Source organism: Herbiconiux aconitum (assembly GCF_024979235.1).
Classification (GTDB): Bacteria; Actinomycetota; Actinomycetes; order Actinomycetales; family Microbacteriaceae; genus Herbiconiux; species Herbiconiux aconitum.
Map to the genome: position 1 here is coordinate 1,186,929 of NZ_JANLCM010000001.1, position 26,125 is coordinate 1,213,053.

The window sequence follows — 26,125 nt, forward strand, 5'->3', positions numbered from 1 at the left end:
GAGCGATAGTGAGCTATAGTCATGCAATGATTAAGGTGAGCAACGCTCGTGAAATCTTCGCAAGCGTCGTTACGGCGCTACTGGTCGTGTGTGCGCTCGGGGCGTTCCCGCAACCGGCCCGCGCGCTCGCGGATACGCGATCGGTTAGTCTCAGCCAGCTCGACTCGCAGGTGCGCCCGGGGGCGGGGTCACCGTCCCCGATAGTCTTCGACGCAACCGGCCACCGATCGTATGTCATGAGTGGCGACGGCAAATCAGTAGCGGTGTACGACATCTCCGTCGGTCGTCTCACCCCGGTGGCTACCATCTCGGGGTTCACCTCCGGTTTTGCGCTTGCTGTCAATGGGCGAACTCAGCTGCTTTACGTCGGTCAAGGTTCGTCCACGGTCGCCATCGTGGACATCAATCCCAGATCTCCCACCGTCAACTCCGTGGTCGGCACGCTTGACACGGGTGGGGTCGGACTGGTTGATCTCGCGATCGACACCGAGACTAATGTGCTCTATGCGGCACACCGCACCACGCATGACCTCATCATCCTTGACCGGAACACCGGAATGCAGAGTCGAGTCGACGTCGGCGCCGTCTCCTGGCAGCTTCACATGGCGCTCGATTCGAGCAGTGGTTCCGTCTATCTGTCGACCGATGCCGGCGTGGTCGTCGTAGCAGCCGACCGGTCGGTCGTCGTTCACCCCGTGCCCAAGTTCCTGAGCGGCATCGCGGTCGGCTCGGGGTACGTCGTACTTCTCGTGGACGGCCTGCGGGGTGAGCAGAGACTCGATCGCTACGAGCAGAACGGAGACTGGGCTCACCCCGCCAGTTCTGGAACCCTGGTGAGCAACACCCGCGGCCTTTCGCTCGACGCCGCGAATGAGCTCGTGTACACCTATCGATCCGGCCGGTACGACCTCAGTGCCGAGGTGTTCGAGGCATCCGACTTGAGTCGGATCTCGAGCGTGAGAACTGCTGGGCATTGGGAAAGCATGGCCGTTGACCCTTCCACGGGGCGGCTGCTCGCCGCGCGCGACACCGAGATCGCCTTATTGCAGCCACTCGTGACTCGCGGACATTCAGTCGATCGGGTCGGCGGTGCCGATCGGTTCGCACTCTCCGCTGCGATCTCAGCCGCTACCTTCCGAGCGGGTAGCCCGGTGGCCTACATTGCTTCGGGCCTTGTGTTCTCCGACGCCCTCTCGGCATCCGCGGCGGCAGGTGCCCAAGGTGGACCCGTCTTGCTCGTCACGAAGGACGGCGTGCCCGAGTCCATCGCGACTGAGCTGCACAGGCTCAAGCCCCAGCGCATCGTGGTGCTCGGCGGCACCGACACGATCAGTGCCGGTGTGCAAGACGGCCTGGCGAGCTATGCGCCCACCGTGTCGCGGCTGAATGGCGCTGATCGATATGCCGTGTCGGCCGAAGTGTCACGTCAGGTGTTCAGCCCGGGGGCATCGACCGTCTACGTCGCCTCCGGAGCGGCGTTCCCGGATGCGCTCTCCGGCTCTGCGGCCGCGGGCCTCGGAAGCGGCCCGGTGTTGCTGTCGAAAAAGGAGGAGGTCCCAGCGGCCGTTGTCGCAGAACTCGATCGCTTGAACCCGAACCGCATCGTGCTTCTCGGCGGTGAGAACAGTCTTTCCAATGCGGTACTCGTCCAGCTTCAGGCACTCGCGCCGTCGGCGCGGATCGGCGGCCCGGATCGGTATGCGGTGTCGGCGAATGTTGCGGCGGCGTCCTTCTCGCCAGCCGATGGGACGGTCTACATCGCGTCCGGCGCTGTGTTCCCCGACGCGCTGTCCGGCGGTTCCGCCGCCGTCTTCACGCGCTCCCCGGTGCTGCTCGTCACCGGTGCAGCCATCCCCGCCGACGTGCTGTCCGAGATCGACAGGTTGGCACCCGTCCATATTGTCGTGCTCGGGGGGCCAAACACGGTCTCCGACTCCGTCCTCACCGAACTCCAAGCCCACGTCAAACCCTGATGGGTAGTCCACGGCGGACTGGCGTCGACTCTTCTCGCCGCTGCCCCCGCCGCCGTAGCGGCTAGCCCACTACCTGAAACACTGCTGCGATTCCGAGCCCGCCTCCCACGGACGCGGCGGCGACGCCGAGAGTTCCGGCCGGCGCTCCCGTTCGGATCAGCCGACTGAACAGCCGCACGACCGACACGGCTCCGGTTGCACCCCAAGGATGTCCCAGGGCGAGCGCTCCGCCGTCTGCACTCACCCGCGGATCGTCGTCGGCGATGCCGAGCCGATCGAGCACGGCGAGGCTCTGGGCGGCGAACGCTTCCACGATCTCGAACGCCTCGATGTCGCGGAGGGTCGCGCCCGCATTCCGGAGCGCCGCCTCGATCGCGGGCGCTGCCCCGATGCCGGGAAACGCAGGATCGCATCCGACCACCGCCGACGCCCGAACCGCGAGCCCGGGCGCTGCGCCGGCCGCCGCGAGCACCACCGCGGCGGCGCCGTCGCCGATGCGCGTGGAGGTGCCCGCCGTGAGTGTCCCGCCGTCGAAGAGTGGAGGAAGTCGCGCGAGGAGAGCCTCGGCCCCACCGATCGCGTCGTCGTGGTCGAGTCCGGCAAGGGGCACCAGCTCGGCCTCGAACCGGCCGGCTGTGAGCGCTGCACGTGCTCGCGCATGGCTGCGGGCCGCATGCCCGTCCTGCCGGGCGCGCGTGATTCCATCCCGTGCGGCAAGATCCTCGGCCGCCCGTGTCATGCCGGGATCGGGGAAGCCCGAGGGCGCGAACGGTGCGCGGTCGTACGCGACACCGCCCACGGAGCGAAGCGGGGCCGTGGATGCGCTTTCGACGCCGCCGGCCACACGCGGACGCTCGTCTCCGGCCCGGATGGCCGCCGCGGCATCGAGCACGGCCGCGAGTCCACTGCCGCATTGGCGATCGACGGTGCCTCCGGGAACGTCCACCCCGAGCCCTGCCGCCAGGGCAGCCACCCGGCCCGGGTTGCCGCCGGGCCCCGCGCAGTTGCCGAGCACGACGTCAGCGACCCGGATCGGAGCACCGATGGATGCTTCGGCATCCGTCAGAGCCGCTCGGATCGTCGGAGCGGCGAGCTCTTCGACACGCAGCTCTGCGAGAGCGCGACCGCGCGTGCCGATGGGCGTGCGGCGTGCCGCGATGATCACGGGATCCCGATCAGATGGCAAGGCGGGGCACCTCCCCGGCCAATGCTCGGCGTGCGGCTTCGGCCCGGGCGGGTTTTCCCGATGCCGTCCGCGGAAGTTCGCCCGCGAACCATCGCCTCGGCCGGTGCGCGGGTGCCAAGCGCTCACGCGCCGCACGCCGGAGTTCGAGAGCGAGGTCGTCGTCGAGCTCCACGAAAGCTGCGACGAGCGCGCCGACGGTGGGGTGGGGCAGGCCGAAAACGATCGCGTCACGCACTCCGGGAACCGAGCGCAGCACGGCCTCCACCTCCTCGGGAACGATCGTCGCCGACGCGCTCAGGATGGCGTCGTCGGCTCGCCTGAGCAGACGGAGCCGCCCGTCGACGAGCTCCGCCCGATCGCCGACGGTCGCCCACTCGCCATCCCGACGCAACGGGCTCGTGGCACCGGCATAGCCGGCCGCGGTGAAGGGGGAGCGCACCCACAGTTCACCGTTCCGCACGCTCAGTTCGACGCCGGGGAAGGCTCGGAGGCCGTCGCCCTCGTCGACCGCCACGAAAGACAGTTCGGCCGCGCCGTAATAGGCGGTGACTCGGATGCCCGCGGCCTCTGCGCGGTGCCGGAGCGCCGGATCGAGATGGGAACCGCCGACCAAGGCCGCCCGCAGTCGCGAGCCGGCTCCGGAATCCAGCACGGCGCGGAGTGCCTGGGGGGTGCCGTGCAGGCTGGTGGCGTGCGAGCGCGAGTGCGGGTCGGCGGCGAAGAGTGGTCGCGGGCCGGCCTCGAGGGCGTGCGCGAGCGAGAACAGGGTCAGAGACGCGGCGGGCGGGGCGGGCAGCAGCACGGCATCGCCCGCACCGGCTTCGAGATACCGCGCCACGGCGGCGAACGAATCGCCCCACGAGGCTGCCGTGCGGAGCACGATCCGCGGCGAGCCGCTGCTGCCTGAGGTGAGCGTCGCCCAGGCGATGTCGGGGGCCGGCTCCACACGGCGAGCAGTGTCCCGGACCGTTTCCCAGAGAGCGGCCGGCCACCGGTCGTCGCCGACCAGCGGCACGTTCCCACGTCGCCGGATCTCCCGCAAACGAGTGAGAAGGTCGCCTGTGGCTCCGCTCTGCGGGACGATCACGGCGCGCTCCGGTTCGAGAGCGGCACGGATGCGACAGCAGTCATCATGGCTCCTTCCGCGCGGCACCTGAACAACGTTCACCTGAACGCCGTTCACTCTAGCTCGCGAGAGGGCCGGCGCGGGAACGGGCGTGAGCGCATCTTTGCGAGAAGGCGCAGGCGGAGGAAACTGAAGCGACGTTCACCGCTAAGGATGGAGATCACAGCTGTGCGATTCGAACACGAGACTCTCGGGCAGCGCGTGATCTTCGGCAGCGGTGCGGCCGCCGAGAACCTCGCACGAGAGGTGGAGAGGCTCGGCGCACCTCGGGTGATGCTGGTCGCCGGCGAAAGCAACACGGCGGCCGCCGACCTCGCGCCGGTGTTGCGACCGGTGGTGTGGTTCCACGACGTCGCCCAGCACGTGCCCGCCGACGTCGCCGACCGGGCACGCCGTGCCGCCGCCGATGCGCAGGTCGAACTCGTCGTGTCGATCGGTGGAGGTTCGGCGACCGGTCTCGCCAAGGCGATCGCGTTGACCACCGGATTGCCGATCGTCGCCGTGCCCACCACCTTCGCCGGCTCCGAGGCCACGAACGTCTGGGGCATCACCGAATCGTCGCGCAAGCTCACCGGCGTCGACGCCCGGGTGCTGCCCGCCACCGTGGTCTACGACGCTGCGCTCACCCTGGGCCTTCCGCGCGAGCTCGTGGTCGCATCCGGACTGAATGCCATCGCCCACGGCGTCGACTCGCTCTGGGCCCCGCGCGCCGATCCGATCACCCAAGCGCTGGCCCTGGAAGGCATCCGGGCGCTGCAGGACGGTCTGCGCGCGATCACCGCCCATCCGACAGCCCTGGAAGGCAGAGAGCGCGCGCTCTACGGTGGCTATCTCTCCGCCGTCGCCTTCGCCTCGGCCGGATCGGGCCTGCACCACAAGATCTGCCACGTGCTCGGCGGCAGCTTCGGGCTGCCTCATGCGCAGACGCACGCGATCGTGCTCCCGACCGTGCTGGCTTTCAACGGCCCGGCAGTGCCCGACCTCGAAGCCCGTGCGGCGGCCGCGTTCGGCGCCCCCACCGCCGACGGCGGGCTGCGCGAACTCCGCGACGAGCTGGAGGCCCCACGCGCGTTGCGCGATTACGGATTCGCTGAATCCGACATCGACGAGGCCGCCGCGATCATCCTGCCCCAGGTGCCCGACTCGAACCCGCGACCCGTCGCGAAATCCGATCTCGTCGCGATCCTCACCGCCGCGTGGGCCGGCACCCCCCTCGACCAGAAAGAAGACGCCCGAGCATGAACCCCGTCGAACCTCCCTCATCCGGGGTCTCGGATGCGCAGCGCGAGGCCGAGGAGGCGCTCGTGCGACGGGTGCTCGACTCGTTCGACGGCGCCCCCGACGAACGGCTGAGGTTCGTGTTGCGCTCTCTCACGACGCACCTGCACTCGTTCGTGCGCGAAGTGCGGCTCACCGAACAGGAGTGGGGCACGGCCATCGATTTCCTCACCGCAGTCGGGCACATCACCGATGAGCGCCGGCAGGAGTTCGTGCTGCTCTCCGACGTGCTGGGCCTCTCGATGCAGACCATCGCGGTGAACAACGAGGTCGTCGGCGACGCGACCGAGGCCACGGTGTTCGGGCCGTTCTTCGTGAACGACGCCCCCGAGGTGCCGAACGGTGGCGACATCGCGTTCGGAGCCCCCGGCGAGCCCTGCTGGGTCGAGGGAACGGTGCGCGACACGACCGGTCAGCCGATCGCAGGGGCGCGCATCGAGGTGTGGGAGGCCGACGAAGACGGCTTCTACGACGTGCAGTACTCCGACGAGCGCACCTCGGCCCGCGCCCGACTGCACTCCGACGCCGACGGCACCTTCCGCTTCTGGGGGCTCACGCCGACGCCGTATCCGATTCCCTCCGACGGACCGGTCGGTGCCCTCCTCGAGGCGGCGGGCCGCTCGCCGGTGCGAGCCCCGCACCTGCACTTCATGGTCTCGGCCCCCGGACTTCGCACACTCGTCACCCACATCTTCGTGGCCGGCAGCGAGTACCTCGACCGTGACAGCGTGTTCGGGGTGAAGGAGTCGTTGATCAAACCGTTCGAGCATCACGCGGCCGGGATGCCCACCCCCGACGGGCGCGATCTCGGCGACCGGGAGTGGTCGTCGGTCGTTTTCGACATCGTGCTCACCCCGGCGGCCGCACAGAGGAAGTGAACCATGAGCAAGCACTACGGAAGCATCGCCTTCACCGACTCGGTGCGAGCCATCCAGTCGGAGCGGGGGAGCGGCGCGTTCTACGGAGCCCGCGCCGACAAAGGACTCGCCGACCCGGGGGCCGATCCGCTCACCGCCGCCGAACGCGACTACCTCGCCGAGCAGGACGGCTTCTACCTCGCGTCGGTCAGCGCCACCGGATGGCCGTACGTGCAGTACCGGGGTGGACCACCCGGGTTCATCCGCACGATCGATGAGAACACCATCGGATGGGCCGACTTCCGTGGCAACCTGCAGTACGTGAGTGCCGGCAACGTCACCGACGACGACCGGGTCGCGATCATCGTGCTCGACTACGCCCGGCGGCAGCGCCTGAAGATCTTCGGGCGGGCCCGGATCGTGACCGTCGACGAGAACCCGGAACTCATGGCCGCCCTCGACGATCACGACTACGAGGCCGTCGTCGAACGCGGCATCCTGATCTCCGTCGAGGCCTACGACTGGAATTGCCCCCAGCACATCACACCGCGTTTCACGGAGCTGCAGGTGAACACGGCGGTGGAGCCGTTGCGCGCCCGAATCGCCGCCCTCGAGGCCGAGAACGCCGCTTTGCGCGGTGCGAGCAAAATGCCCCCTTCATAGGGGACACAAATGTTGCCGTGGTGCCATGGAGGCAATGACCCTGCGCATGAAGAACCCGATGTCCCTGTTCGCCGCCCTCGCTGCCGGACTGCTCACGGCGAGCCTCGCGGGGTGCACCGGCGAGAACTCCGAAGGCGGATCGGATGCCGCAGCATCACTGTCCAAGGACTCCGCGGCGGCCGAGGATCGGGTGTCGGTGGCGGAGATCGCACCCGCCAGCGGCTCACTCGGCGGCGGCACCGAGGTCACCATCGAGGGCGCCGGGTTCGCGGATGTCGCATCCGTCTCCTTCGGGCCCACCCCCGCCACCTCCTTCGCCGTCGTCGACGAGAAGACCCTCACCGCCGTCACTCCGACGGCGGTCGACTTCGCCGTCGCGGACGTGCCGGTCACCGTGACCCTCGACGACGGCTCGCAGGTGGAGTCCGACACGACCTTCGGCTACGAGATCCAGACCCCCGTCGACAGTCAGATGAACTACGCGTTCACCTACTGGCGGGACTACAACCTCGCCGAGTGGGGCGAGTTCCCCGACAACGACTGCGGCAACTTCGTGAACCAGGCCATGCTCGCCCGGGGCTGGACGCAGAACGCCGACTGGTTCAGCGAGTACGCCACCACCGGCGACTACAGCCTCAGCTGGATCCGCGGCAACGAGATGGATGCCTACTACGACTCCCGACCCGACACCACGCGCCTCGAACTCACCCAGCGCGACCAGGTGAAGGTGGGCGACGTCGTGATGTTCGACTGGGACCCGCTGAACGACAACGGCGTCGACCACACGATGATGGTGTCGCAGGTGCTGCCGAACCTCGACGGCACGATCGCCATCAAGCTCGTGGGCCACACCCTCGACGCGCAATACCGCGACCTCGACAACGCCATCACCGTCGAGAAGCCGGGCGGCACGGCCCACTTCTGGTCGATCGCGTAGGGCGGCTCGAAGGGGTCAGTCGCCCCAGATGCGGAGCGTGGACGTGACGACGTCGTCCATCTCGGCGCGGTCATGACCGCCTTTGGCCTGCACCGACATGCCCATGATGACGGTCGCCACGAAACTCGCGGTCTGAGCCGCCGACATCCGGGGTGGCAGGTCGTCGGCGTCGAACTCTTCGAAGCGCTCGGTGAGGAGCGGGATGATCAGGTTGCGATTGCCCGAGAGCATCGCGCGAACCGGGTCGTTCTGGGGCCCGGTCGCCAGTGCCGCCGTGGTCTCGAGGCAGCCCGGTGGGGTGCCGTCGCCGTTGTGCAGGGCGGCCATGCCGCGCAGGAGCCGCTCGGTGATCTGCTTGGGTGAGGGTGCGGCCATCGCCTCCGCCCGGAAGCCGAGGAAGTCGCGGTGGTACAGGGCCACGGCGCGCTCGAACAGCTCCTCCTTGTTGCCGAAGGTGCGGTAGAGGCTGGTCTTGTTCAGGCCGGTCGCCTGCATCAGCACGGCGAGCGTCGTCTCCTCGTAGCCGTACTCCCAGAAGGCGAGGAGCGCTGCGCGAAGAGCCTGCGACTCGTCGAATGCTCGAGGGCGCGCCATGGGGCCTCCAGATGGTCGGGGAAAGGTTTGCAACCGAACGGTACCACTCGAAAGACAGCACTGGACGCATTTGTTACCGACCGGTACCATTCGAGGTGTTCACTCGCCTGAACGTCGTCACCAAGGAGGCTGACTCGATGGATCTCGGATTGTCGGGCAAGAACGTCATCGTCACGGGCAGCGCGACCGGCATCGGCAGGTCGGTGGTGGAGGCGTTCGTGCGGGAAGGCGCCCGCGTGGTGGCGGTGGACATCCGCGACGACCTGATCGAGGAATACGCGGCGGCGACGGGTGCGCCCGGTGCGACGGATGCGCCAGGCCGGATCGTCGCCGTGCACGCCGACCTGACGCAGGCCGCCGACATCCAGGCCGCCGTCGATCGGGCCAGCGAGGTGTTCGACGGGCCGCCCGACATCCTGGTGAACAACGTCGGAGCGGGCCGGCTCGCCTCGTTCGAGGAGCTCACCGACGACGACTTCCACCGCACCTTCGAGCTCAACTTCTTCTCGATGGTTCGCCTGTGCCGGGCGCTCGTGCCGGCGATGCACGCCGCCGGGGGCGGAGCCGTGGTGAACGTCACGTCCGACCTGTCACGGCAGGCGGAAGACGTGATCGTCGACTACGCCGCCTCCAAGGCCGCCGTGGCGAGTGTCTCGAAATCGCTGGCCCGCGCCTACGCGCCGCGCGTGCGCGTGAACAACGTCGCACCGGGCCCGATCTGGACGCCCTTCTGGACGGACGCCGAGAAGGGCTGGCTGAAGGCCATCGAAGCGGCATACGGGGCGAGCGGTGACGACGCGGTCGCCGCGCTGATCGCCGACCGCGGCATCCCGCTCGGCCGGATGGGAACGCCTGAGGAGGTCGCGAACGCGGTGCTGTTCCTGAGTTCCGATGCCGCCGGCTACACCACCGGCTCGACCCTCGCCGTCGACGGCGGCACCGTGCGGGCGACCAACTGAAACGAGAGGAAGACGGCCATGACACAGATCGTCAAAGACGCGAACGTGCCCACCATCCTGGAGCACGGCGGAACCTGCCGATCGTGGTTTCTCTTCGAGAAGGAGGCGCTGCGGCAGGAGACGATGGGCGGTTACCTCGAGTTCGTCGACGAGTTCGAGCTTCTCCCCGGGGCGCGCCTCGAACCGCACTCGCACGACACCGACGAGTTCTACTACCTGCTCACCGGGGAGGCCAGGATGCGGGTCGGTGACGACGAGTTCGCGCTCGGAACGGGCCAGCTCGTGCGCATCCCCCGCAACGAAATCCATAGCATCTGGACCACCGGAGACGATGGATTCCGCGCCCTCGCCTTCGCCATCAGCTACATGCCGGAGAACCGAGTCGGATATACGACCTACCCCGAAGACGGGTCGCCCTCGCGATTCGTGCCGAGCGGCAGCGACCGCCCCGAACATCACACAGCCTGACGGGAGGAGCACTGATGCCTTATCAACTGGAGAGCACGTTCTCGCACCACATGATCGACCTCGACGAGGTGCAACTGCATTACGTGCGCGGCGGATCCGGCCCCACCGTCGTGCTGCTGCACGGCTGGGGGTCGACCTGGTACATGTGGCGGCGGGTGATGGGCCGTCTCGCCGAGAACTACACGGTAATCGTTCCCGATCTGCGAGGCGTGGGCGATTCGGGCATGCCGCAGAAGCCGCTGTCGGGCTATGACAAGGTGACGGTCGCCCACGACATCCACGAGCTCGTCACGCGCCTCGACCTCGGCCCCGTGCACCTGATGGGGCACGATCACGGCGCGGCGGTGTCCTACGCCTACGCGGCGACGTTCCGCGACGAGGTGCTGAGTCTTGTCTTCTGCGAGATGGCGCTGATGGGCGTGGCGGGCGACAAGGGCATCGAGTACTTCATGGACCAGCGGGAGGAGCTCCGGCTCTGGCACCTCTCCTTCCACGCCGCGAACCACGTCGCCGAGATGCTCATCCACGGCAAGGAACGCGAGTACCTGCGCTGGTTCTACCGCATGCAGATCTACAACGTGGATGCGATCTCCGACGAGGACATCGATGTCTACGCCCGGAGCTACGCCGGGCCGGGCGGTCTGCGGCTCGAGTACTACCGCGCGTTCTACCAGGACGGGCGTGACAACAAGGAACTGATGAAGCGGAAGCTGACCATCCCGGTGCTGGCGCTCGGCGGCGCGAACAGCATCCGCGACCTCTGCGTGAGCTCGATGGAGGCGGTGGCCGAGAACGTGGAGGGCGTCGTCGTGCCCGACTGCGGGCACTGGCTCCCTGAGGAGCGCCCGCAGGAGTTCCTCGACAGCGTCGACGCGTTCTTGCAGCGGCAGTAGCCCTCGGCAGCGGTACGCCTCCGTTTCGGGAGGAGCTGCGTGCAAGGAAGGTCGTATACGGGCCTCGTGTGACTCTCCTCCTCCCGAAACGACGCCACGACGAACCCGGTGCACGATTGCGGCTCGCGGGTGGCCGCGCGAGGATGGCAGCGTCGGTGCGAGGAAGGCGGTGGCCGATGCCCGAGGTGCACGTGGATGACGTCGCGGCGGTCGCGCGGCGCGTGTTCGGCTGGGCGGAGCTGCGGCCGGGCCAGGCCGAGGCCGTCGAAGCGGTGGTGACCGGCAGCGACGTGCTCGCGGTGATGTCGACCGGCTACGGCAAGTCCGCCATCTACCAGCTCGCCGGCCACCTCCTCGACGGCCCGACGGTCGTCGTCTCGCCCCTCATCTCGTTGCAGATCGACCAGGTGCGCCACATCGGCGAGGCGACGGGCAGAACGGATGCGGTCGCCGTCAACTCCAGTCAGTCACGCCGACTCAACGCCGCGGCCTGGAGCGCCGTGGCGTCGGGCGAGGCCGAGTTCATCTTTCTCGCCCCGGAACAGCTCGCGCGCGACGAGGTCATCGACGAGCTCGGCGCGCTCGCGGTGGGCCTCGTGGTGGTCGACGAGGCGCACTGCGTCTCGGCGTGGGGCCACGACTTCCGCCCCGACTACCTCCGACTCGGCGGCATGATCGAGCGCCTGGGTTCCCCGCGCATCCTGGCCCTGACGGCGACCGGATCGGCGCCCGTTCGCGAAGAGATCGTGCGGCGCCTGGGCATGCGCGAGCCCCACATCTTCGTGCGCGGCTTCGACCGCCCCAACGTGCACCTCTCGGTGGTGCGGCACGAGGACAAGCGCGAGAAGGATCGGGCCGTGCTCGCGCAGGTCGCGGCCGCGGCGAAGCCGGGCCTCGTCTACGTCGCCACCCGCGGGGAGACCGAACGGATGGCCGAGGCGCTGCAGACAGGAGGTCTGCGAGCGGCCGCCTATCACGGTGGGCTCAGCTCGTCGGAGCGCCGCGAGGTGCACGAACGGTTCCAGGGCGACGAGGTCGATGCCGTGGTGGCCACCTCGGCGTTCGGCATGGGGATCGACAAGCCGAACGTGCGATTCGTGGTGCACGCCGACATCACCGATTCGATCGACTCGTACTACCAGGAGGTGGGTCGAGGCGGTCGCGACGGCGCCCCGGCCGCAGCCACGCTGCACTACCGGCAGGAGGATCTGGGGCTCCGCCGGTTCTTCGCCGGCGGTCGGCCGGACGGCGCACACGTGGATGCGGTGATCCGGTCACTCGATCGCGCCGATGCCGATGCCGATGCCGAAGCCGACGACGCCGGCGCAGACGCCGCCCGGCCCGGCGACCGGGCCAGCCGCCGCCGGGAGCTCCGCGCGATCGCGGAAACCTCCGGCCTGTCGGAGGCCACCACCGGCACCATCGTGAACCTGCTCATCGACGCCGGCCTCGCCGACGAGCGCGCCGCCGGCGTCGCGCTCACCCGCGAGGTCACGGCCGAACAGGCGCGCGCCGCCGTCGACGAGATGGCCGAGCAACGATTGCAGATCGAGGAGTCACGGCTCGCCATGGTGCGCGCCTACGCCGAAACCCTCGGATGCCGCCGCCAGTTCCTCCTGGCCTACTTCGGCGACGAGCTGGCGGAGCCGTGCGGCAATTGCGACACCTGCGAGAGCGGAACCGCCTACCGGCAGCACCCCGGGGCGGATTCGGCGGCCACCGCCTCCTCCGCGGCATCCGGATTCCACGAGGGCCAGCGGGTGCACCACGTCACCTGGGGTGAGGGCGAGGTGGTGAGCGTGGGGGCCGACCGCGTCACAGTGTTCTTCGAGAGCGCGGGTTATCGGGTGCTCTCCCTCGAGGCGGTCGCCCGCGACGGGCTCCTCCGCCCGAGCGCCTGACGGTCACGCTTCGTGGGTGCGCTGCAGCCGGTGCTGGCGAACCTCGGGCTCCGCGGCGTGCACTCCAACGTCGAGATCGCCGGGGGCGCCGAGCACGTGGCCGACGGCATCTTCACGCCCACCGACCGACACGAACGTGCTCTCACCGCGCGGCTCGCCGAGCTGGCGTCACGGAGAGGCTACCGCGCGTCGAGGTCGCGCGTGGTGGCGACGACGATGGCGTCATCGCGGTTCGTGACACCGAGCTTGCGGTAGATGCTGCGCAGTTGTGACTTCACCGTGTTGGGGGAGACCGACAGGGCGGCCGCGATGTCGGCCACCGAACCGTTGCGAAGCAGCTCGCGCAGCACAACGTGCTCACGCTCGCTGAGCGAAGGGATGGGTTGCTGGTCGGGTATGACGGAGTGCAGGCCCGCACGCGTGACGATGGGAATGAACTCGTCGCGGCCGAGTCGCTCGGCGAACTCCTGGACGGCGCGCAGGTCGGTTGGCGGAATCAGCGCCAGAGGAAAAGCGAGGGCATGGTCGGTGAGGAAGCCGAGCGTCGCCGCCCCGACCTCCTGGGCCTCGAGGTGCCGCCCCGCCCTCAGCAGGGCGGCGAGTCGGATGACGTCGGCCTCGGCCCTCTGACGGATCGACAGCGTCTCGCGGCGCGCCAGGAGGGTCAGCCGGAGCGCACCCGAGTGGTCGCCTCGGCCGAGCGCGACGCGTGCCTGGCCGACGATCCAACCGCCCGGCTGCTTTCCCGGTGCGGCCAAGGTGCGGGTCGCGGCGTCGGAGTCTCCGCCGGCCAGCTGTAGCAGGGAGCGCGTCGCGGCCAGTCGTTGCAGGGTCTGCGGGCTGGTCGCCGACCGCTTGCGGTGAGCGCGGATGCTCTGGTCGATCTGGTCGAGCGCCTCCCCCGGCCGGCCGCGCAACAGGGAGATCATGGCTTCGACGTGATCGATCAGAGGCCAGTGCTCGATGGTCTCTCGATGCGGGTCGAGGCCCCGGATGCGCAGTTCCGCGGTGTCGGGATCACCGTTCTCGAGCGCGATCAATGCTTCGGCCAGTCGGTAGAGGCTGCCCGCGTAGCCGTCTTTCCAGCGTGGAGGCCAGACACGTGAGTCGGCCTCGCGACACACCTCCTGCGCGGCCCGGATGTCGCCGTTCAGGGCGAGCGTGCCGGCCAGTAGCGCGAGGGAGGTGAGCGCCGAGGGGCGTTGCAGCGCGTCACCGATGGCGATGCCTGCGCGGAAGCAGGTGATCGCCTCGTCGATGCGCCCGGTGTACAAGAAGGTGGTGCCGACGTGCGCCCATAGTGCTGGTTCAAGGCGATCGAGGTCGTCGTGGTCGGCGGGGGAGAGGTGCTGGAGGATGTCGAAGGCGTCGAGCGCCGCTTCATCGGCGCCGTTGAAGCGCCCGATGACCCGCAACGACGCGCTCTCCATGGTGCGCAGGAGCGCCCTGTCGGGTGGGCTCGCTCCGGCCCGCTGCGCCCGGGCGGAGAGGATCGCCACGCCGAAGAGTTGAACGGCTCGGGCACGGTGCAGGCCCGACGCGTTGAAGATCAGCGCCAGCATCATCGTGATCAAGGGGTATTTGCGCAGCGTCAGCAACGACGTGCCCGCGAACAACTCGCGCGCCTGTGCGGCGTGGCTGGCGAGCAGCTGCAGCCAGGCATGACGCACGATGTCGCTCGCGAGGCTCAGATCGTTGACCCCGACGGCGATCGACAGTGCCGAGAACGGCCGGTCGTGGTCGAGCGACCAGCGGGCGACGCGCCGCTGCAGACCATCGACCTCGCCAGGGAGCGAACGACGGAGATCGCGCTGCAGGAGGTCGCGAACGAGGGTCGTGTAGGCGAAGACGCGTGACGAGTCGTAACCCGTCCACATGCCGAAGCCATCGGCTTCGACCAGATCGAGGAGTTCACTGCCTCGCGGGTCGCCGGAGAGTTCCGAGGCGAGTTCGGGGGTGAGCACCTCGGCCACGGAGGTGGTGAGCAGAAAGCGGCGCAGGTGCGAGCTGTGCTCGTCGAGCGAGCGGCCGCGCAGCGAGTAGTACGACTCGATCGCCGCAAGTGCAGGTTCCACGTTCGCGCTTTCGGCCGTGACCGGTTCGCCGCTCACCACCATCGCCCGCACCGCGATGGCGAGCCCGCCGGTGAGCTCGGCCAGCACAGCCGGGTCGTGCGCCGAACCGCTCCTGGCCACCAGCGAAGCGGTCTCGTCGGCCGTGAATGCGAGCGCGCCGGGCGGCACCGTGGTCGTGTCGACGGCCAGTGCGGCACCCGGCTCCGTGAGCGGGCACGACCGCCTGACCGCTGCCACGATCCGCACGGTCGGGGTGCGTCTGACGAAATCCAGCAATTCGGTCAGAGTCTCGTCGTCGAGCAGGTCGGCGTCATCGATCACGATCCGCATCTCGCCCACCTGGTTCACGAGGTCGGTGAGCAGCTCCCAGGGCGCCCCGCTCCCGTCGAGCGCCGCCTCCACCGAGGACGCCACCGCGGCGGAGGACAGTCCCGCCGAAGACGATGCCCGCACGATCGCCCGCACGAGGGCCGAAGCGGCGGTTCGTGGCCGGTCGATCGTGACCCAGACCCCCTGTGCGATGGTGCTCTGCGCCCACTGCGCGAGCAGCACGGTCTTGCCGGAACCCGCAGGCCCACGCACGACGTGCAGCGCGGCTTCCGTGCCCAGCAGCTCGATCAGGCGAGGTCGCACCACAGCAGCGGCGGGGATGCGCGGCGCTCCTGCGATGCCGATCGTGCGGCTCATCCCGCTCCGTCTGTCTCGCCGCGCCTGCCCGGTCGCAGGCGGGGAACGCCCGCCCGCGCCAGAGCGCGCTCCGCGAGGATGGCCACGGCCCCGAGCGCGAGGTAGGCCAGCACGCGCCCGGCGAGGGTGAGCCCGATGACCGCGGCGCTCAGAACTCGCGGATCGATCACCACCAGCGAGATCGCGAAGATGGCGGCACCGCCTGCCGCCGCCGCACCGAACCAGGCAAGCCGGTCACCGGTTCGCCAGAACCTGCTGAGGCCCAGCACCATCTCAATCGTCGCGGCCGGGATGCACAGGGCCGGTATGGCCAGAAGACCGAGCGCGGTGAACGGCACGGCGAGCAGCGACGCGACGAATGCCGTCACCAGGACGACTCCGGGCCGGCGCAGCCAGCGCCCAGCGATCATCGGGCCCAGGACCGAAAACGACCCGAGGAGCGAGTAGAGCACGGGTGACGCGAGCGCGGTGGCGAGCAGCACCGGTCCCAGCCCCACGATCAGGATCGCCGACCCGGCTCCGATCGCCGCGCACTGCAGCAACGCGGCGGTCGACAGACGCGCCGCGCGCTGTCGCCCTCGCCCCGCCCGCATGGTGTGACGTTATCAAATCCTCCGGCCGCGCGACCGGTCGACGGCGCGGACTCAGGCCCCGAGGGCCGCGTCGACGATCGACTTCGCCTCGGCCTGCACGCGGCGCAGGTGCTCTTCGTCGACGAAGCTCTCGGCGTAGATCTTGTAGACGTCCTCGGTGCCGGACGGCCGGGCCGCGAACCAGGCGCGATCGGTCACGACCTTCACGCCGCCCACCGCAGCACCGTTGCCGGGTGCGTGCGACAGCTTCGCGATGATCGGATCGCCCGCCAGCTCGGTGGCCGTGATCGCGTCGCCGTCGAGCTTCGCGAGCTCGGCCTTCTGCGCCTTCGAGGCCGGAGCGTCGACACGCTGGTAAACCGGATCGCCGTACTCCTCGGTGAGCTCCGCGTAGTGCTGCGACGGCGTCTTGCCCGTCACCGCGAGGATCTCGGCCGCCAACAGGGCCAGCAGGATGCCGTCTTTGTCGGTGGTCCAGACCGTGCCGTCGAAGCGGAGGAAAGATGCCCCGGCCGACTCCTCGCCGCCGAACGCGACCGACCCGTCGATGAGGCCCGGCACGAACCACTTGAAGCCCACCGGAACCTCCCAGAGGGTGCGGCCGAGCGACGAGGCGACGCGATCGATCATCGAGCTCGACACCAGGGTCTTACCGATCGCGGCATCCGGAGACCAGCCCTCGCGGCGCGAGTACAGGTACTGGATGGCCACGGCGAGGTAATGGTTCGGGTTCATGATGCCGGCGTCGGGGGTGACCACCCCGTGTCGGTCGGCATCCGCGTCATTGCCCGTCGAAATGTCGAAGTCGTGGCGGCGGGCGACCAATGAGGCCATGGCGTAGGGGCTGGAGCAGTCCATGCGGATCTTGCCGTCCCAGTCCAGCGTCATGAACGCCCACTGGGGGTCGACGGTCTCGTTCACCACGTCGAGGTTGAGGCCGTAGCGGTCGCGGATGAGGTCCCAGTACTCCACCGAGGCCCCGCCCAGCGGGTCGGCGCCGATGTGGATCTTCGACTTGGCGATGGCGTCGAGATCGATCACGGTCTCGAGGTCGGCCACGTAGTGCTCGCGGAAATCGTAGGTTCCGGATGCCGCGCCGGCGCCCCGGGCCACGCGCTTCACCTCGGCGAGCCCGCCGGCGATCAGCTCGTTGGCGCGGTTCGCGATCCAGCCCGTCGCATCCGAGTCGGCCGGGCCACCGTGCGGCGGGTTGTACTTGAAGCCGCCGTCGGCCGGCGGGTTGTGGCTCGGCGTCACGACGATGCCGTCGGCCTGGTCGTCGTGACCTTCACGGTTGTAGCGCAGGATGGCGTGCGAGACGGCGGGCGTCGGCGTCCAGCTGTCGCGGGAGTCGGTCCAGACCGTCACGCCGTTGGCGTTCAGCACTTCGAGAGCGGTGTCTTCGGCCGGCTTCGACAGGCCGTGCGTGTCGCGGCCGATGAACAGCGGCCCGGTGATGCCCTGCCCGGCGCGGTATTCGACGATCGCCTGCGTGATGGCGGCGATGTGATCCTCGTTGAACGCGGTGTTGAACGACGAGCCGCGGTGGCCCGACGTGCCGAAGATCACCTTCTGTTCGGGGTCGGTCACATCCGGGTGCAGGTCGTAATAGGCCCGCACCAGGGCATCGACGTCGATCAGGTCTTCAGGGAGGGCAACTGTGCCCGCACGCTCATGCATGCCCCAAGTCTGGCACCGCGGGGCCGCGTGCGGGTGAACGGGATCGGGCGCGCGCATGCCATTCGCTCGGACTTCTCCAAACGAGTGCGCGACCGCGGGCCCATGCGCGCGCGGTTTGCCTCTCGCTTGGAGAAGTCCGGGCTCATCGGCCTCGGTAGGCTCGGAGCATGTCGGAGACCTACAGCTACCTCGGCCCATCGGGAACGTTCACCGAGGCGGCGCTCGCCCAGGTGCCCGAGGCCCAGGGCAAGGAGTGGCACTCCGTCAACAACGTGGGCGAGGCGCTCGACGACGTCGTGTCGGGGCGCAGTGTGGCGGCGATGATCGCCATCGAGAACTCGATCGAGGGTGGCGTATCAGCGACCCAGGATGCGCTCGCGAACATCCCGGGGCTCCGGATCGTCGGCGAATACCTGGTGAGAGTGCAGTTCGTGCTGGTGGCCCGGCCGGGCACGACGCTCGACGAGGTTCGGGTCGTGAACGCGCATCCGGTGGCCTACGCGCAGACCCGCAAGTGGCTCGACTCGCATGTGCCGGCGCACGGGCACATCCCGTCGACCTCGAACGTGGCCGCCGCGCTGTCGTTGTTCGAGAACGACCTGGCGGATGCCGCGGTGGCGCCCCCGCAGATCGTGCAGCACCACGCACTCGAGGTGCTGGCCGAGAACATCTCCGACAACGCGAACGCGGTCACGCGCTTCGTTCTGGTGTCGCGGGGTGCAGCGGTGCCGCCCGCGACCGGGGCCGACAAGACGAGCATCATCGCCGAGCTGCCCGACGACCGTTCGGGTGCACTGCTGGAGCTGCTCGAGCAGTTCTCGACCCGCGGCGTGAACCTCTCGCTGCTGCAGTCACGGCCCATCGGCGACGCCCTCGGCCGCTACCGCTTCGTCATCGACGCCGACGGGCACATCACCGACGAGCGGGTGGCGGATGCGCTGCTCGGCGTGCGCCGGTTCAGCCCGAAGATCATCTTCCTCGGCTCGTATCCGCGGGCCGACCGCTCCCCCGTGGAATACGTGCCGCGCTACGACAACGACGTCTTCATCGAGGCGCGCGACTGGCTCCGAGCCCTCGTCTCGGGCGAGCCCGAGGCCTGAGACCCGCCGTCGGAGGCCCCTGCGCCCCACACCCGAGGCCTGGTCAGGCGTCGATGCGGGAGCGGTCGCGGTTCGCCAGGTAACGGATCGCGTTCGCCGGGATGGACACCCAGTCGGGGCGGTTGCGCGCCTCGTAACTGACCTCGTAGAGCGCCTTGTCGAGCTCGAAGGCGTCGAGCAGAGCGCGCTGCCCGCGCAAGTCGTTGCCCGAGCGAGCGATGTAGCCGTCGAGGAAGGCATCGCGGGAGACGTGCGCCCACTCGCTCACCGCCGCCGCGTGCGGCGACTGCGCGTAGGTGCCCGCCACGTAGTCGAAAGAGCGCAGCATGCCGGCCACGTCGCGGAGCGTCACATCCGGTTCGCTCCGTTCGAGCAGTGGCCGCATCGGTTCGCCCTCGAAGTCGAGCAGCAACCAGCCGCGCCCCGGAACCGCGAGCACCTGACCGAGATGGTAATCGCCGTGGATGCGCTGGCAGTCGGGCCATTGCGCCTCTTCGGCGAGCCGGAACACCTGCTCCACGGCGCCGCTCTCCGCGGCGAGCGCCGGCACCTCGGCCACGGCCTGGGCAGCACGCTCGCGCATGCTCGCCATGATGGTGGCCTTCTCGCCGTCGGTCGTCGACCGCACCGGAAACAGTCGAGCCAGTTCGGAGTGCACCTGCGCGGTCGCCTCGCCGAGCGCTCGCGCGGGCGCCACGAATGTCTCGCCGGCATCGGCGGATCGGAGCGCCACCCGCCAGGCGTCCTCGACCTCGGGGATGAACTCCTGGGCGAAGGCCAGGTGCCCGCTCGCCCGGCCGCTCGGCTCGCGAGGGTCGCGCCAGGTTCCGGTGACGTTGCCGACGGCGCGCGGGATGAGCCGCGATCCGGCGTCGGAGAGCGCCGACTGCACCACCACATCCGGGTTGGCTCCGTTGCTGAGCGCCCGGAACACCTTGCAGATCACCGGCTGTGCCGGCTTGCCGTTCGGATGCACCAGGTCGTAGATGATCGAGGTGTTCGACTGCTCGCCGCGCAGCACGTGCGAGTCGGTGACGCGGATGTCGGAACTCGTCAGCGCGTGATGGCCTTCGGCCGAGGCATCCTGGTAGGCATCGCTGCGTTCGGCCTCGTCGTCGAGCATGAGCCCGAGGAGGGCCCGCGTGTAGGCGGGATCGTGCGGACCGTCGTAGACGAACACCGGCTTGCCGTCGATGCTCGCCCGTTCGATCAAGGCCCGGTCGCCGCCGAGCAGAGTGGAGGAGCGGAAGGAGAGAGGCACCTGGTAGAGCACCGGCGTGGCCGCCGATTCATCGAGGATCAGGTGCGTTTCGAGGCCGACCTGGTGACGGTGGTCGACCAGCGACCACATGCCGACGCGAGACAGAACGGGGTGCTTCGACGAGGATGCGAACCAGCGTTGCCGCTTGATCCAGTCCGCAAGCGCCGGTCGCACTTCCCGGGAAGGGGGAATTCTCACCGCAGAGACGCTCATGTTCGGACACTACGCCGCGCCGGGAGGACTCGCCAGAGCGATCAGGCTGGGCATCGGCTCCGAGTCGCCGGAATGGGCGCCCGGATCGCTGCTATTCCGCGTGCGGTTCGGCGGCAGCAGCCGCTTTTCCGAGCTTGACGTCTTTCACGCGACGATTCTCCGCACGCACATCGGCCTGGATGCGCCGCTCGGTCACCAGCCACTCCGGCGGGCTCTGCAGCAGGGCGGTGATCTCGGCTGTGGTGAGCGCATCCGTCACCTCGGCCCGGGCGAGTCCTGAGATCGACACGCCCAGCTTGCGGGCCATCACCTCGCGCGGATGCGGACCGTTCAGTCGCAGCTGCACCAGCCACTCCGGCGGCGACTCGAGAAGTTCGTTGAGCTCGGCTCGCGTGACCGACCCTTCCTGGAAGTCGGCGGGCGCGGCGGTCAGCAGAATTCCGAGCTTCTTCGCGGCCGTCGCCGGCTTCATGGTCTGCGGTGTCTTCTCGGGGCTCATCAGCACAGCGTATCCTGGGCGGGATGGAGCAGTCTCCCGCTGCGGCGAGGGCATCGGCGAAGCAGAAGGGGATCGGATGACTTTCCGCGTCGCCTTCGTGCCCGGCGTCACGCCCACGAAATGGTTCCGGGTCTGGCAGGAACGGCAGGAAACCCTGCGCCCGGGCGACCGTGTGCCGATCGAGGCCGTGCCGATCGAGTCACTGGTGACCGGAACAGATCCGCTCGCCGTATTGCGAGACGACGAAGCGGATGTCGCGTTGCTGCGTCTGCCCGTCGACCGCGACGGCATCGGCGCCATCACCCTCTACTCCGAGGTTCCGGTGGTCGTGGTGCCCAAAGACCATGTGGTGACGGCGGTTGACGAGATCGACGTCGCCGAACTGGCCGAAGAACGGATGCTCGAGGTCGCCATCGGCCCCACGGGAGGCCCCGACGCGGTCGAGCTGGTCGCGGCGGGCGTGGGCGTTCTCGTGTTGCCGAAGTCGGTGGCGCGTCTCTACGGCCGTAAAGACGTCGAGGCCAGGCCGGTGACCGGGCTGCCCGAGACCGAGATCGCGCTGGTCTGGATCGAGGAGCGGCGCTCGCCGCAGGTGGACGAGTTCATCGGCGTGGTGCGCGGCCGCACGGCCAACAGCTCGCGCGCGGCCGACGACGCGGAGCGTGCTGCCATCGCGGCGTCGGGTCGTAAGCCGAAGGCCACCGACAAGGCGAAGGCCCGCGCCGCGGAAGCGCGTGCCGCGGCGGCGAAGGCGCAGCCCAAGTCGAAGGCCAAACCGGCGCGCAAGCCGATCCGTCCGCGCCGCCCGCGCTGAGCATCCGTCGAGGCTCTGCTGTCGACGAAGGAGGCGGCCGGCGCCGAACGAGTCGGCGCCGGCCGGATGGTCAGACGCGTCGGTTGCCGGTGACTGCCCGCACGATGAACACGATGATCGCGAGCACGAGGAGGATCAACCCCACCCAGAGCAAGAAGTTCAGCGACGACACGAATCCGCCGGTGAACAGCAGGATGACCGCGATGACGGCGATGACGATGAGCAGGATGTTCACGTTGTTCTCCTTTGTGAGGGGTACCGGCCTGATGGCCGCTTTCGCCGCCCCCTGGGGGGCGGACGCTATTTGTTCTTCTCGTTCCCGATCCCTTTGTCTTTGTCTTCGTCCTTGTCCTTGCCCGGAGGGGTTTCTTTCTTCTCCTTCTCGGGTTCGGGCTCGGTGGGTTCGGGTTCGGGTTCCGTCGTCGCAGGGTCCTGCGTGACGGGCGTCGCGGGGTACTCGACGGGCGCAGCGGGTTGCAGGTCGGCGCGCACGAGGTCGATCGAGGCTTGCACCGTGGCGGCCCGCTCAGCCGAGATGTCGCCCGAGTCGGTGGCCTGCTGCAATTGGGTCTGGAGGGTGTCCAGCGTCGTCAGCGCTCCTGCCGTGTCGCCGGCCGCCGCCTGGTCGGCAGCGGTGACCACCGTCGACTGCAACTGCTTGCCGACCTCCGCGGTGAGCCCGTTCGTGGCGCCGGAGCATCCGGTCAGCACCAGCACAGCGGCGAGCAGAGCCGGGGCGAGCAGGCGTCGAAGAGGCCGCCTCATGGTGTCACCGACTCGAGGAGCTGTCGCATGTGGGAATCCAGCGGGGAGTCCAGGGGCGGGAGAGCCGGCGCCGCCCCCGCGCCGGATTGGCCGAGGGCCCAGATCAGCACACCCACGATCACAGCGACCACGATCACGGCGATGACCGCGACGATGATCGGCCACCGGCGTCGGCGGGATGGGCGGGCGACCGGCGCGGCCGGGCTCTCCGACTCGGGCGCACCTGCTGCATCGGTCGGGTGGGGCATCACCTTCGTCGGGCCGGTGTCGGCTGGGGAGCCCAGGCCGGCGTCGGCCGCCGTGATCGCCTCGGTCTCGGCGGTGGTGTCGACAGAGGTATCGGCAGTGGCCTCGGTGTCGGCAGTCTCGGCAGAGGTATCGGCAGTGGTCTCGGTGTCGGCTGCAGTGATGACCGCGGTGTCGGGGAGCCGACCCGTCGCATCCGGGATCGCCTCGACCCGGTCGAGTCCGGGAGCCGCGAGCACGACGTCGAGAGCGGTGGGACGCTGGTCGGGGTCGCGGCTGGTCATCGCCGTCAGCAGCGAGCGCCACGGGTAGCCGATGGTGCCGGGGATGACCGGATCGCGGGTCAGGCGAGCGAGCGCCGCTTCGTGGGTGCCGGTCTGCGGAAAGGCGCGCTCGCCCGTGAGGGCCTCGATCAGCACGAGACCGAACGCGTAGATGTCGGATGCCGGCGCAGGTTCGGCGCCCCGCACCTGCTCCGGGCTGAGGTAGGCGGCGGTGCCGATGAGGGTTCCGGGGGTCGTGAGCCGGGTCGAGTCGACCAGATAGGCGATGCCGAAGTCGGCCAGCTTCGCGCGGAACTCCCGGCCCGGCACGCCGGGCACGTCGGACGGGCGCAAGAGCACGTTCGAGGGCTTGATGTCGCGGTGCACGATGCCGGCCTGGTGCACGACGTGCAGGGCTTCGGCGAGGTCGTGGGTCATCGCTGCGACGTCGCGTGGCGCGATCGGCCCTTCGGCGATCCGTTCCCGCAGAGTGGGGCCGTCGACGTACTCCATCACCAGGTACGTCGCGTCATCCGAGTCGACTCGGGCGTCGAACAAGGTCACCAGCGAATGGTGGTTCAGTGCGGCCAGCAACGTCGTCTCCGACGTCTTGCGCCCCGCATCGGCCGGGTCTGCGGCGGAGTCCCGGAACAGCTTGACCGCGACCGTGCGCCCGAGGATCTCGTCTCGCGCACGGTAGACGACCGCCATCCCCCCGGCGCCGATGCGGGCGTCGAGGAGGTATCGGCCGTCCAAGAGCTCTCCCGTGCGGGGAGAACTGTCCGATCGCAGTTCCGGCATCACTGGCTCGCTCAGACGAGCGGGTCGTTGCTGTCGCGGGTGCGGCGGGTGACCTGCTCTCCGCTCACCGGATCGACCGCGGCTCGAGTCGTCGACACCGACTGGCGGCGACGCAGCAGGAAGATCAGGCTGATGAGGAACACCACGAATCCCGCGCCCATGAGGATGTAGCCGATCATGCTGAGGTTGACGACGCCGCCGAGGTCGACGTTCACCGCGAACGCCAAGATGGCGCCGATGACGAACAAGGCGATTCCGGTTCCGATACCCATGAGCATCCTTCCTGATAGCCGGGCGAGAGATTCACCCCGGCGCAGTCCTGCCTACCATGATTGAGTCAATAGTCATTGACCTAACGAGTCGGGATGAAGATGGCCGATCTGAAACGCCGTGCCTCGATCTTCGCCGCGCTGTCCGACCCGACCCGACTCGGCATCGTCGATCTGCTCACCCTCGGAGATCTCTCGTCCACCGACATCCAGCTCACCCTCGGGGTGAAATCCAACCTCGTCGCCCACCACATCCGGGTTCTTGAAAAGGCCGGCGTGCTGAGTCGTTCCCGGTCGGAGTTCGACCGTCGCCGCAGCTACGTGCGACTGCAACCCGAAGCGTTCGACGCCCTCACGCCCCGCGCCCTCGCCGTGCCCGATCGCGTGGTGTTCGTGTGCACGGCGAACTCGGCGCGGTCGCAACTGGCCGAGGCCATGTGGCGGGCCGAGAGCGAGATCCCGGTCGCATCGGCCGGGATGCAGCCGGCGGCGGCGATCAACGCCGGCGCGGTGGACGTGGCCGAACGGCACGGCATCGCGATCGACCCCGCGAAGTCCCCTCGCCTGCTCTCCGACGTGCTGGCGGAGACCGACCTCGTCATCACCGTCTGTGACAATGCCCACGAACGGATGGGCGGCCGCGACGACCTGCACTGGTCGATCCCCGACCCCGCACCGCTCGGTACTCCCGAGGCGTTCGAACGCGCGTTCGGCCTCATCGCCCAACGGATCAAGGCCCTCTCCAGCCGCCTCGTCGCTCCCGCGTGACCCTCCCATGCGGCTCACCCGTGCGCGGCGTGAGTCAGGCGGTGGTGACGGCCTTCGTGTCGGCGGGCACCCGCACGAGCAGCGCGCCCGCGTCGACCCAGGTGTGCACCGCCCGCGCCACGCCCCACTCGTCGCCGTCGAGCTGGATCTCCTCCACCCCGTCGAGAGTCAACTCGAAGTCGCGGCCGGTGGAGTAGGAGACCGAACGCACGTCGTTGTTCAGATCGATGATCTTCCGCCCCGCCGCCGACTTGCGCAGCACGCCGTTCTCGAAAGCGATCTTGTTCCACACCCGCAGCCAGCCCAAGGGGCCCTCCGGACGCAGGGCGACGATGTCGAGCACGCCGTCGTCGGGTTTGGCATCGGGAATGAGCAGGAGCCCGCCCGGCAGCATGCCGCAATTGCCCACGATCACCGTGTGAACACTCGTGGAGCGCCACGACGAGCCGTCGAGACGGAAACGCAGCTTCACCGGCTTCAACTCCGGGATGGCGCGGCCGATGCCGTCGACGTACGCCAGCCATCCGACAGCCTTCTTCAGCTTCTTGTTGGTCTTGGCGATCATCTTCGCGTCGATGCCGAGGCCGGCCATCACCAAGAAGACCTTCTCCTCCACCGAATCGTCTTCGCGGGTGACACTGATCACGCCGAGGTCGATGCGCCGGTCCTGTCCGGTGAAGACGGCCGTCACGGCCTGCTCCACATTCGTGAGATTGAGGTCGAGGTTGCGGGCGAGCAGGTTGCCGGTGCCCACCGGCAGCAGTCCGAGCGAGACATCGGTGTCGCGCAGGGCCTCGGCCACCGAACGTACGGTTCCGTCGCCACCAGCCGCCATGACCACGGATGCGCCCGCCGCCACGGCCGCCCGCGTCACGACGTCGCCCGGGTCGTCTTTCGTGGTCTCGAACCAGAGGGTCTCGGCCCAGCCGGCCGCCTTCTCCGCTGCGGCCACGACGGGGCGGAGGCGGGAGGCGTCTACCTTGATGGGGTTGACCACTACGGCGGCTGTTCTGGCTGCCTCGGGGGCCGTGCTTCGCGCGGCCTCCTCGGGCGTCGCCGGTCCCTGCCCGGCGCCGCGCGACATGTTCCGGTGAGGTCGCTTCGCGGCCTCGCCGTCACCCTGGGTCGTCGATAGAGGCCTGTTGCGTTCGGACTCGCTTCGCTTCGCGGCCTCGCCGTCACCATGGGTCGGCGGGGGAGGCCCGTTGCGTTCGGCTTCGCCTTCACGTGCTGCCACGTGCTCACCGTACCGGTTT

At 69.0% G+C, this 26,125-nt stretch carries 26 protein-coding genes; 13 read left to right on the forward strand and 13 right to left on the reverse strand.

Annotated features, from left to right (window positions below; translation table 11 throughout):
* Nucleotides 1-26 precede the first annotated feature (26 nt).
* Entirely contained in the window at nt 27-1,973 is a 1,947-nt protein-coding gene (locus N1027_RS05420) for a cell wall-binding repeat-containing protein (protein ID WP_259505955.1), read from the forward strand.
* 61 nt (nt 1,974-2,034) lie between these two features.
* Here the strand turns inward: N1027_RS05420 and N1027_RS05425 are convergent, their stop codons facing one another.
* Both N1027_RS05425 and N1027_RS05430 read right to left on the reverse strand, forming a co-directional pair.
* Nucleotides 2,035-3,159, reverse strand: a complete 1,125-nt coding sequence (locus N1027_RS05425) for a thiolase family protein (RefSeq protein ID WP_259505956.1) — start codon at nt 3,157-3,159, stop codon at nt 2,035-2,037.
* Nucleotides 3,149-4,312: an ANL family adenylate-forming protein gene (locus N1027_RS05430; RefSeq protein ID WP_372499713.1), complete on the reverse strand. Its 1,164-nt coding sequence runs from the start codon at nt 4,310-4,312 to the stop codon at nt 3,149-3,151. The genes N1027_RS05425 and N1027_RS05430 overlap by 11 nt, the downstream gene beginning before the upstream one ends.
* 126 nt (nt 4,313-4,438) lie before the next feature.
* Between N1027_RS05430 and N1027_RS05435 the strand changes: the two genes are divergently transcribed.
* The 4 genes from N1027_RS05435 to N1027_RS05450 are packed head-to-tail and all read left to right on the forward strand — an operon-like array spanning nt 4,439 to nt 8,020.
* Nucleotides 4,439-5,527: a maleylacetate reductase gene (locus tag N1027_RS05435; protein ID WP_259505964.1), complete on the forward strand. Its 1,089-nt coding sequence runs from the start codon at nt 4,439-4,441 to the stop codon at nt 5,525-5,527.
* Nucleotides 5,524-6,441: a hydroxyquinol 1,2-dioxygenase gene (locus N1027_RS05440; protein ID WP_259505965.1), complete on the forward strand. Its 918-nt coding sequence runs from the start codon at nt 5,524-5,526 to the stop codon at nt 6,439-6,441. The genes N1027_RS05435 and N1027_RS05440 overlap by 4 nt, the downstream gene beginning before the upstream one ends.
* A 3-nt stretch (nt 6,442-6,444) precedes the next feature.
* On the forward strand, nt 6,445-7,083 hold the full coding sequence (locus N1027_RS05445) for a pyridoxamine 5'-phosphate oxidase family protein (RefSeq protein WP_259505967.1): 639 nt from the start codon (nt 6,445-6,447) through the stop codon (nt 7,081-7,083).
* Nucleotides 7,084-7,108: 25 nt separating this feature from the next.
* Nucleotides 7,109-8,020 carry an amidase domain-containing protein gene (locus N1027_RS05450; RefSeq protein WP_259505969.1) on the forward strand — a complete coding sequence of 304 codons (912 nt, stop codon included), beginning with the start codon at nt 7,109-7,111 and terminating at the stop codon, nt 8,018-8,020.
* 15 nt (nt 8,021-8,035) lie between these two features.
* Here the strand turns inward: N1027_RS05450 and N1027_RS05455 are convergent, their stop codons facing one another.
* Nucleotides 8,036-8,614, reverse strand: coding sequence for a TetR/AcrR family transcriptional regulator (locus N1027_RS05455; protein WP_259505971.1), 579 nt, complete (start codon nt 8,612-8,614; stop codon nt 8,036-8,038).
* A 95-nt stretch (nt 8,615-8,709) separates the two neighbouring features.
* On the opposite strand from N1027_RS05455, the gene N1027_RS05460 reads away from it, so the two are divergent.
* The 5 genes from N1027_RS05460 (at nt 8,710) to N1027_RS05480 (ending at nt 13,090) form a co-directional block, all read left to right on the forward strand.
* A complete protein-coding gene (locus N1027_RS05460; protein ID WP_259505973.1) occupies nt 8,710-9,573 on the forward strand; it encodes an SDR family NAD(P)-dependent oxidoreductase in 864 nt (287 codons plus the stop codon).
* Nucleotides 9,574-9,591: 18 nt separating this feature from the next.
* Complete coding sequence (locus N1027_RS05465; protein WP_259505975.1) at nt 9,592-10,041, forward strand: cupin domain-containing protein; 450 nt, start codon at nt 9,592-9,594, stop codon at nt 10,039-10,041.
* A gap of 14 nt (nt 10,042-10,055) precedes the next feature.
* The gene (locus tag N1027_RS05470; RefSeq protein ID WP_259505976.1) at nt 10,056-10,934 is read left to right on the forward strand and encodes an alpha/beta fold hydrolase; all 879 of its coding nucleotides are present in this window, start codon (nt 10,056-10,058) and stop codon (nt 10,932-10,934) included.
* A 176-nt stretch (nt 10,935-11,110) separates the two neighbouring features.
* Entirely contained in the window at nt 11,111-12,835 is a 1,725-nt protein-coding gene (locus N1027_RS05475) for a RecQ family ATP-dependent DNA helicase (protein ID WP_259505978.1), read from the forward strand.
* Nucleotides 12,836-12,847: 12 nt separating this feature from the next.
* A complete protein-coding gene (locus N1027_RS05480) occupies nt 12,848-13,090 on the forward strand; it encodes a hypothetical protein (RefSeq protein WP_259505980.1) in 243 nt (80 codons plus the stop codon).
* On the opposite strand, the gene N1027_RS05485 is transcribed toward N1027_RS05480, so the two are convergent.
* Genes N1027_RS05485 through pgm form a run of 3 tightly spaced genes read right to left on the reverse strand, consistent with a single transcriptional unit; the run spans nt 13,015 to nt 17,870 of the window.
* The gene (locus N1027_RS05485; protein ID WP_259505981.1) at nt 13,015-15,597 is read right to left on the reverse strand and encodes a LuxR C-terminal-related transcriptional regulator; all 2,583 of its coding nucleotides are present in this window, start codon (nt 15,595-15,597) and stop codon (nt 13,015-13,017) included. The two genes, N1027_RS05480 and N1027_RS05485, sit on opposite strands and share 76 nt — an antisense overlap.
* On the reverse strand, nt 15,594-16,190 hold the full coding sequence (locus N1027_RS05490; protein WP_259505982.1) for a hypothetical protein: 597 nt from the start codon (nt 16,188-16,190) through the stop codon (nt 15,594-15,596). Before N1027_RS05490 ends, N1027_RS05485 begins: the two co-directional genes overlap by 4 nt.
* A gap of 51 nt (nt 16,191-16,241) precedes the next feature.
* Entirely contained in the window at nt 16,242-17,870 is a 1,629-nt protein-coding gene (gene pgm / locus N1027_RS05495; protein ID WP_259505983.1) for a phosphoglucomutase (alpha-D-glucose-1,6-bisphosphate-dependent), read from the reverse strand.
* Nucleotides 17,871-18,037: 167 nt separating this feature from the next.
* Here pgm and pheA point away from each other — a divergent pair, with 167 nt between their 5' ends.
* Nucleotides 18,038-18,970 carry a prephenate dehydratase gene (gene pheA, locus N1027_RS05500; RefSeq protein WP_259505984.1) on the forward strand — a complete coding sequence of 311 codons (933 nt, stop codon included), beginning with the start codon at nt 18,038-18,040 and terminating at the stop codon, nt 18,968-18,970.
* A gap of 43 nt (nt 18,971-19,013) precedes the next feature.
* Here the strand turns inward: pheA and N1027_RS05505 are convergent, their stop codons facing one another.
* Entirely contained in the window at nt 19,014-20,444 is a 1,431-nt protein-coding gene (locus N1027_RS05505; RefSeq protein ID WP_259505988.1) for a maltokinase N-terminal cap-like domain-containing protein, read from the reverse strand.
* A 91-nt stretch (nt 20,445-20,535) separates the two neighbouring features.
* Entirely contained in the window at nt 20,536-20,943 is a 408-nt protein-coding gene (locus tag N1027_RS05510; protein ID WP_259505989.1) for a DUF5997 family protein, read from the reverse strand.
* Nucleotides 20,944-21,019: 76 nt separating this feature from the next.
* Here N1027_RS05510 and N1027_RS05515 point away from each other — a divergent pair, with 76 nt between their 5' ends.
* Nucleotides 21,020-21,757: a LysR substrate-binding domain-containing protein gene (locus N1027_RS05515; protein ID WP_259505990.1), complete on the forward strand. Its 738-nt coding sequence runs from the start codon at nt 21,020-21,022 to the stop codon at nt 21,755-21,757.
* A 70-nt stretch (nt 21,758-21,827) separates the two neighbouring features.
* On the opposite strand, the gene N1027_RS05520 is transcribed toward N1027_RS05515, so the two are convergent.
* From N1027_RS05520 to N1027_RS05535, 4 genes are all read right to left on the reverse strand, one after another.
* A complete protein-coding gene (locus N1027_RS05520; protein WP_259505991.1) occupies nt 21,828-21,992 on the reverse strand; it encodes a hypothetical protein in 165 nt (54 codons plus the stop codon).
* Nucleotides 21,993-22,057: 65 nt separating this feature from the next.
* Entirely contained in the window at nt 22,058-22,522 is a 465-nt protein-coding gene (locus N1027_RS05525; RefSeq protein WP_259505992.1) for an FIMAH domain-containing protein, read from the reverse strand.
* Nucleotides 22,519-23,787, reverse strand: a complete 1,269-nt coding sequence (locus N1027_RS05530) for a serine/threonine-protein kinase (RefSeq protein WP_259505994.1) — start codon at nt 23,785-23,787, stop codon at nt 22,519-22,521. The genes N1027_RS05525 and N1027_RS05530 overlap by 4 nt, the downstream gene beginning before the upstream one ends.
* A 56-nt stretch (nt 23,788-23,843) precedes the next feature.
* Nucleotides 23,844-24,104 (reverse strand): DUF6458 family protein, encoded by a 261-nt coding sequence (locus N1027_RS05535; protein ID WP_259505996.1) that lies wholly within the window; start codon nt 24,102-24,104, stop codon nt 23,844-23,846.
* A 93-nt stretch (nt 24,105-24,197) separates the two neighbouring features.
* On the opposite strand from N1027_RS05535, the gene N1027_RS05540 reads away from it, so the two are divergent.
* On the forward strand, nt 24,198-24,869 hold the full coding sequence (locus tag N1027_RS05540; protein WP_259505999.1) for an arsenate reductase/protein-tyrosine-phosphatase family protein: 672 nt from the start codon (nt 24,198-24,200) through the stop codon (nt 24,867-24,869).
* Between the two features lie 34 nt (nt 24,870-24,903).
* On the opposite strand, the gene N1027_RS05545 is transcribed toward N1027_RS05540, so the two are convergent.
* The gene (locus tag N1027_RS05545; protein WP_259506001.1) at nt 24,904-26,106 is read right to left on the reverse strand and encodes a diacylglycerol/lipid kinase family protein; all 1,203 of its coding nucleotides are present in this window, start codon (nt 26,104-26,106) and stop codon (nt 24,904-24,906) included.
* Nucleotides 26,107-26,125 lie beyond the last annotated feature (19 nt).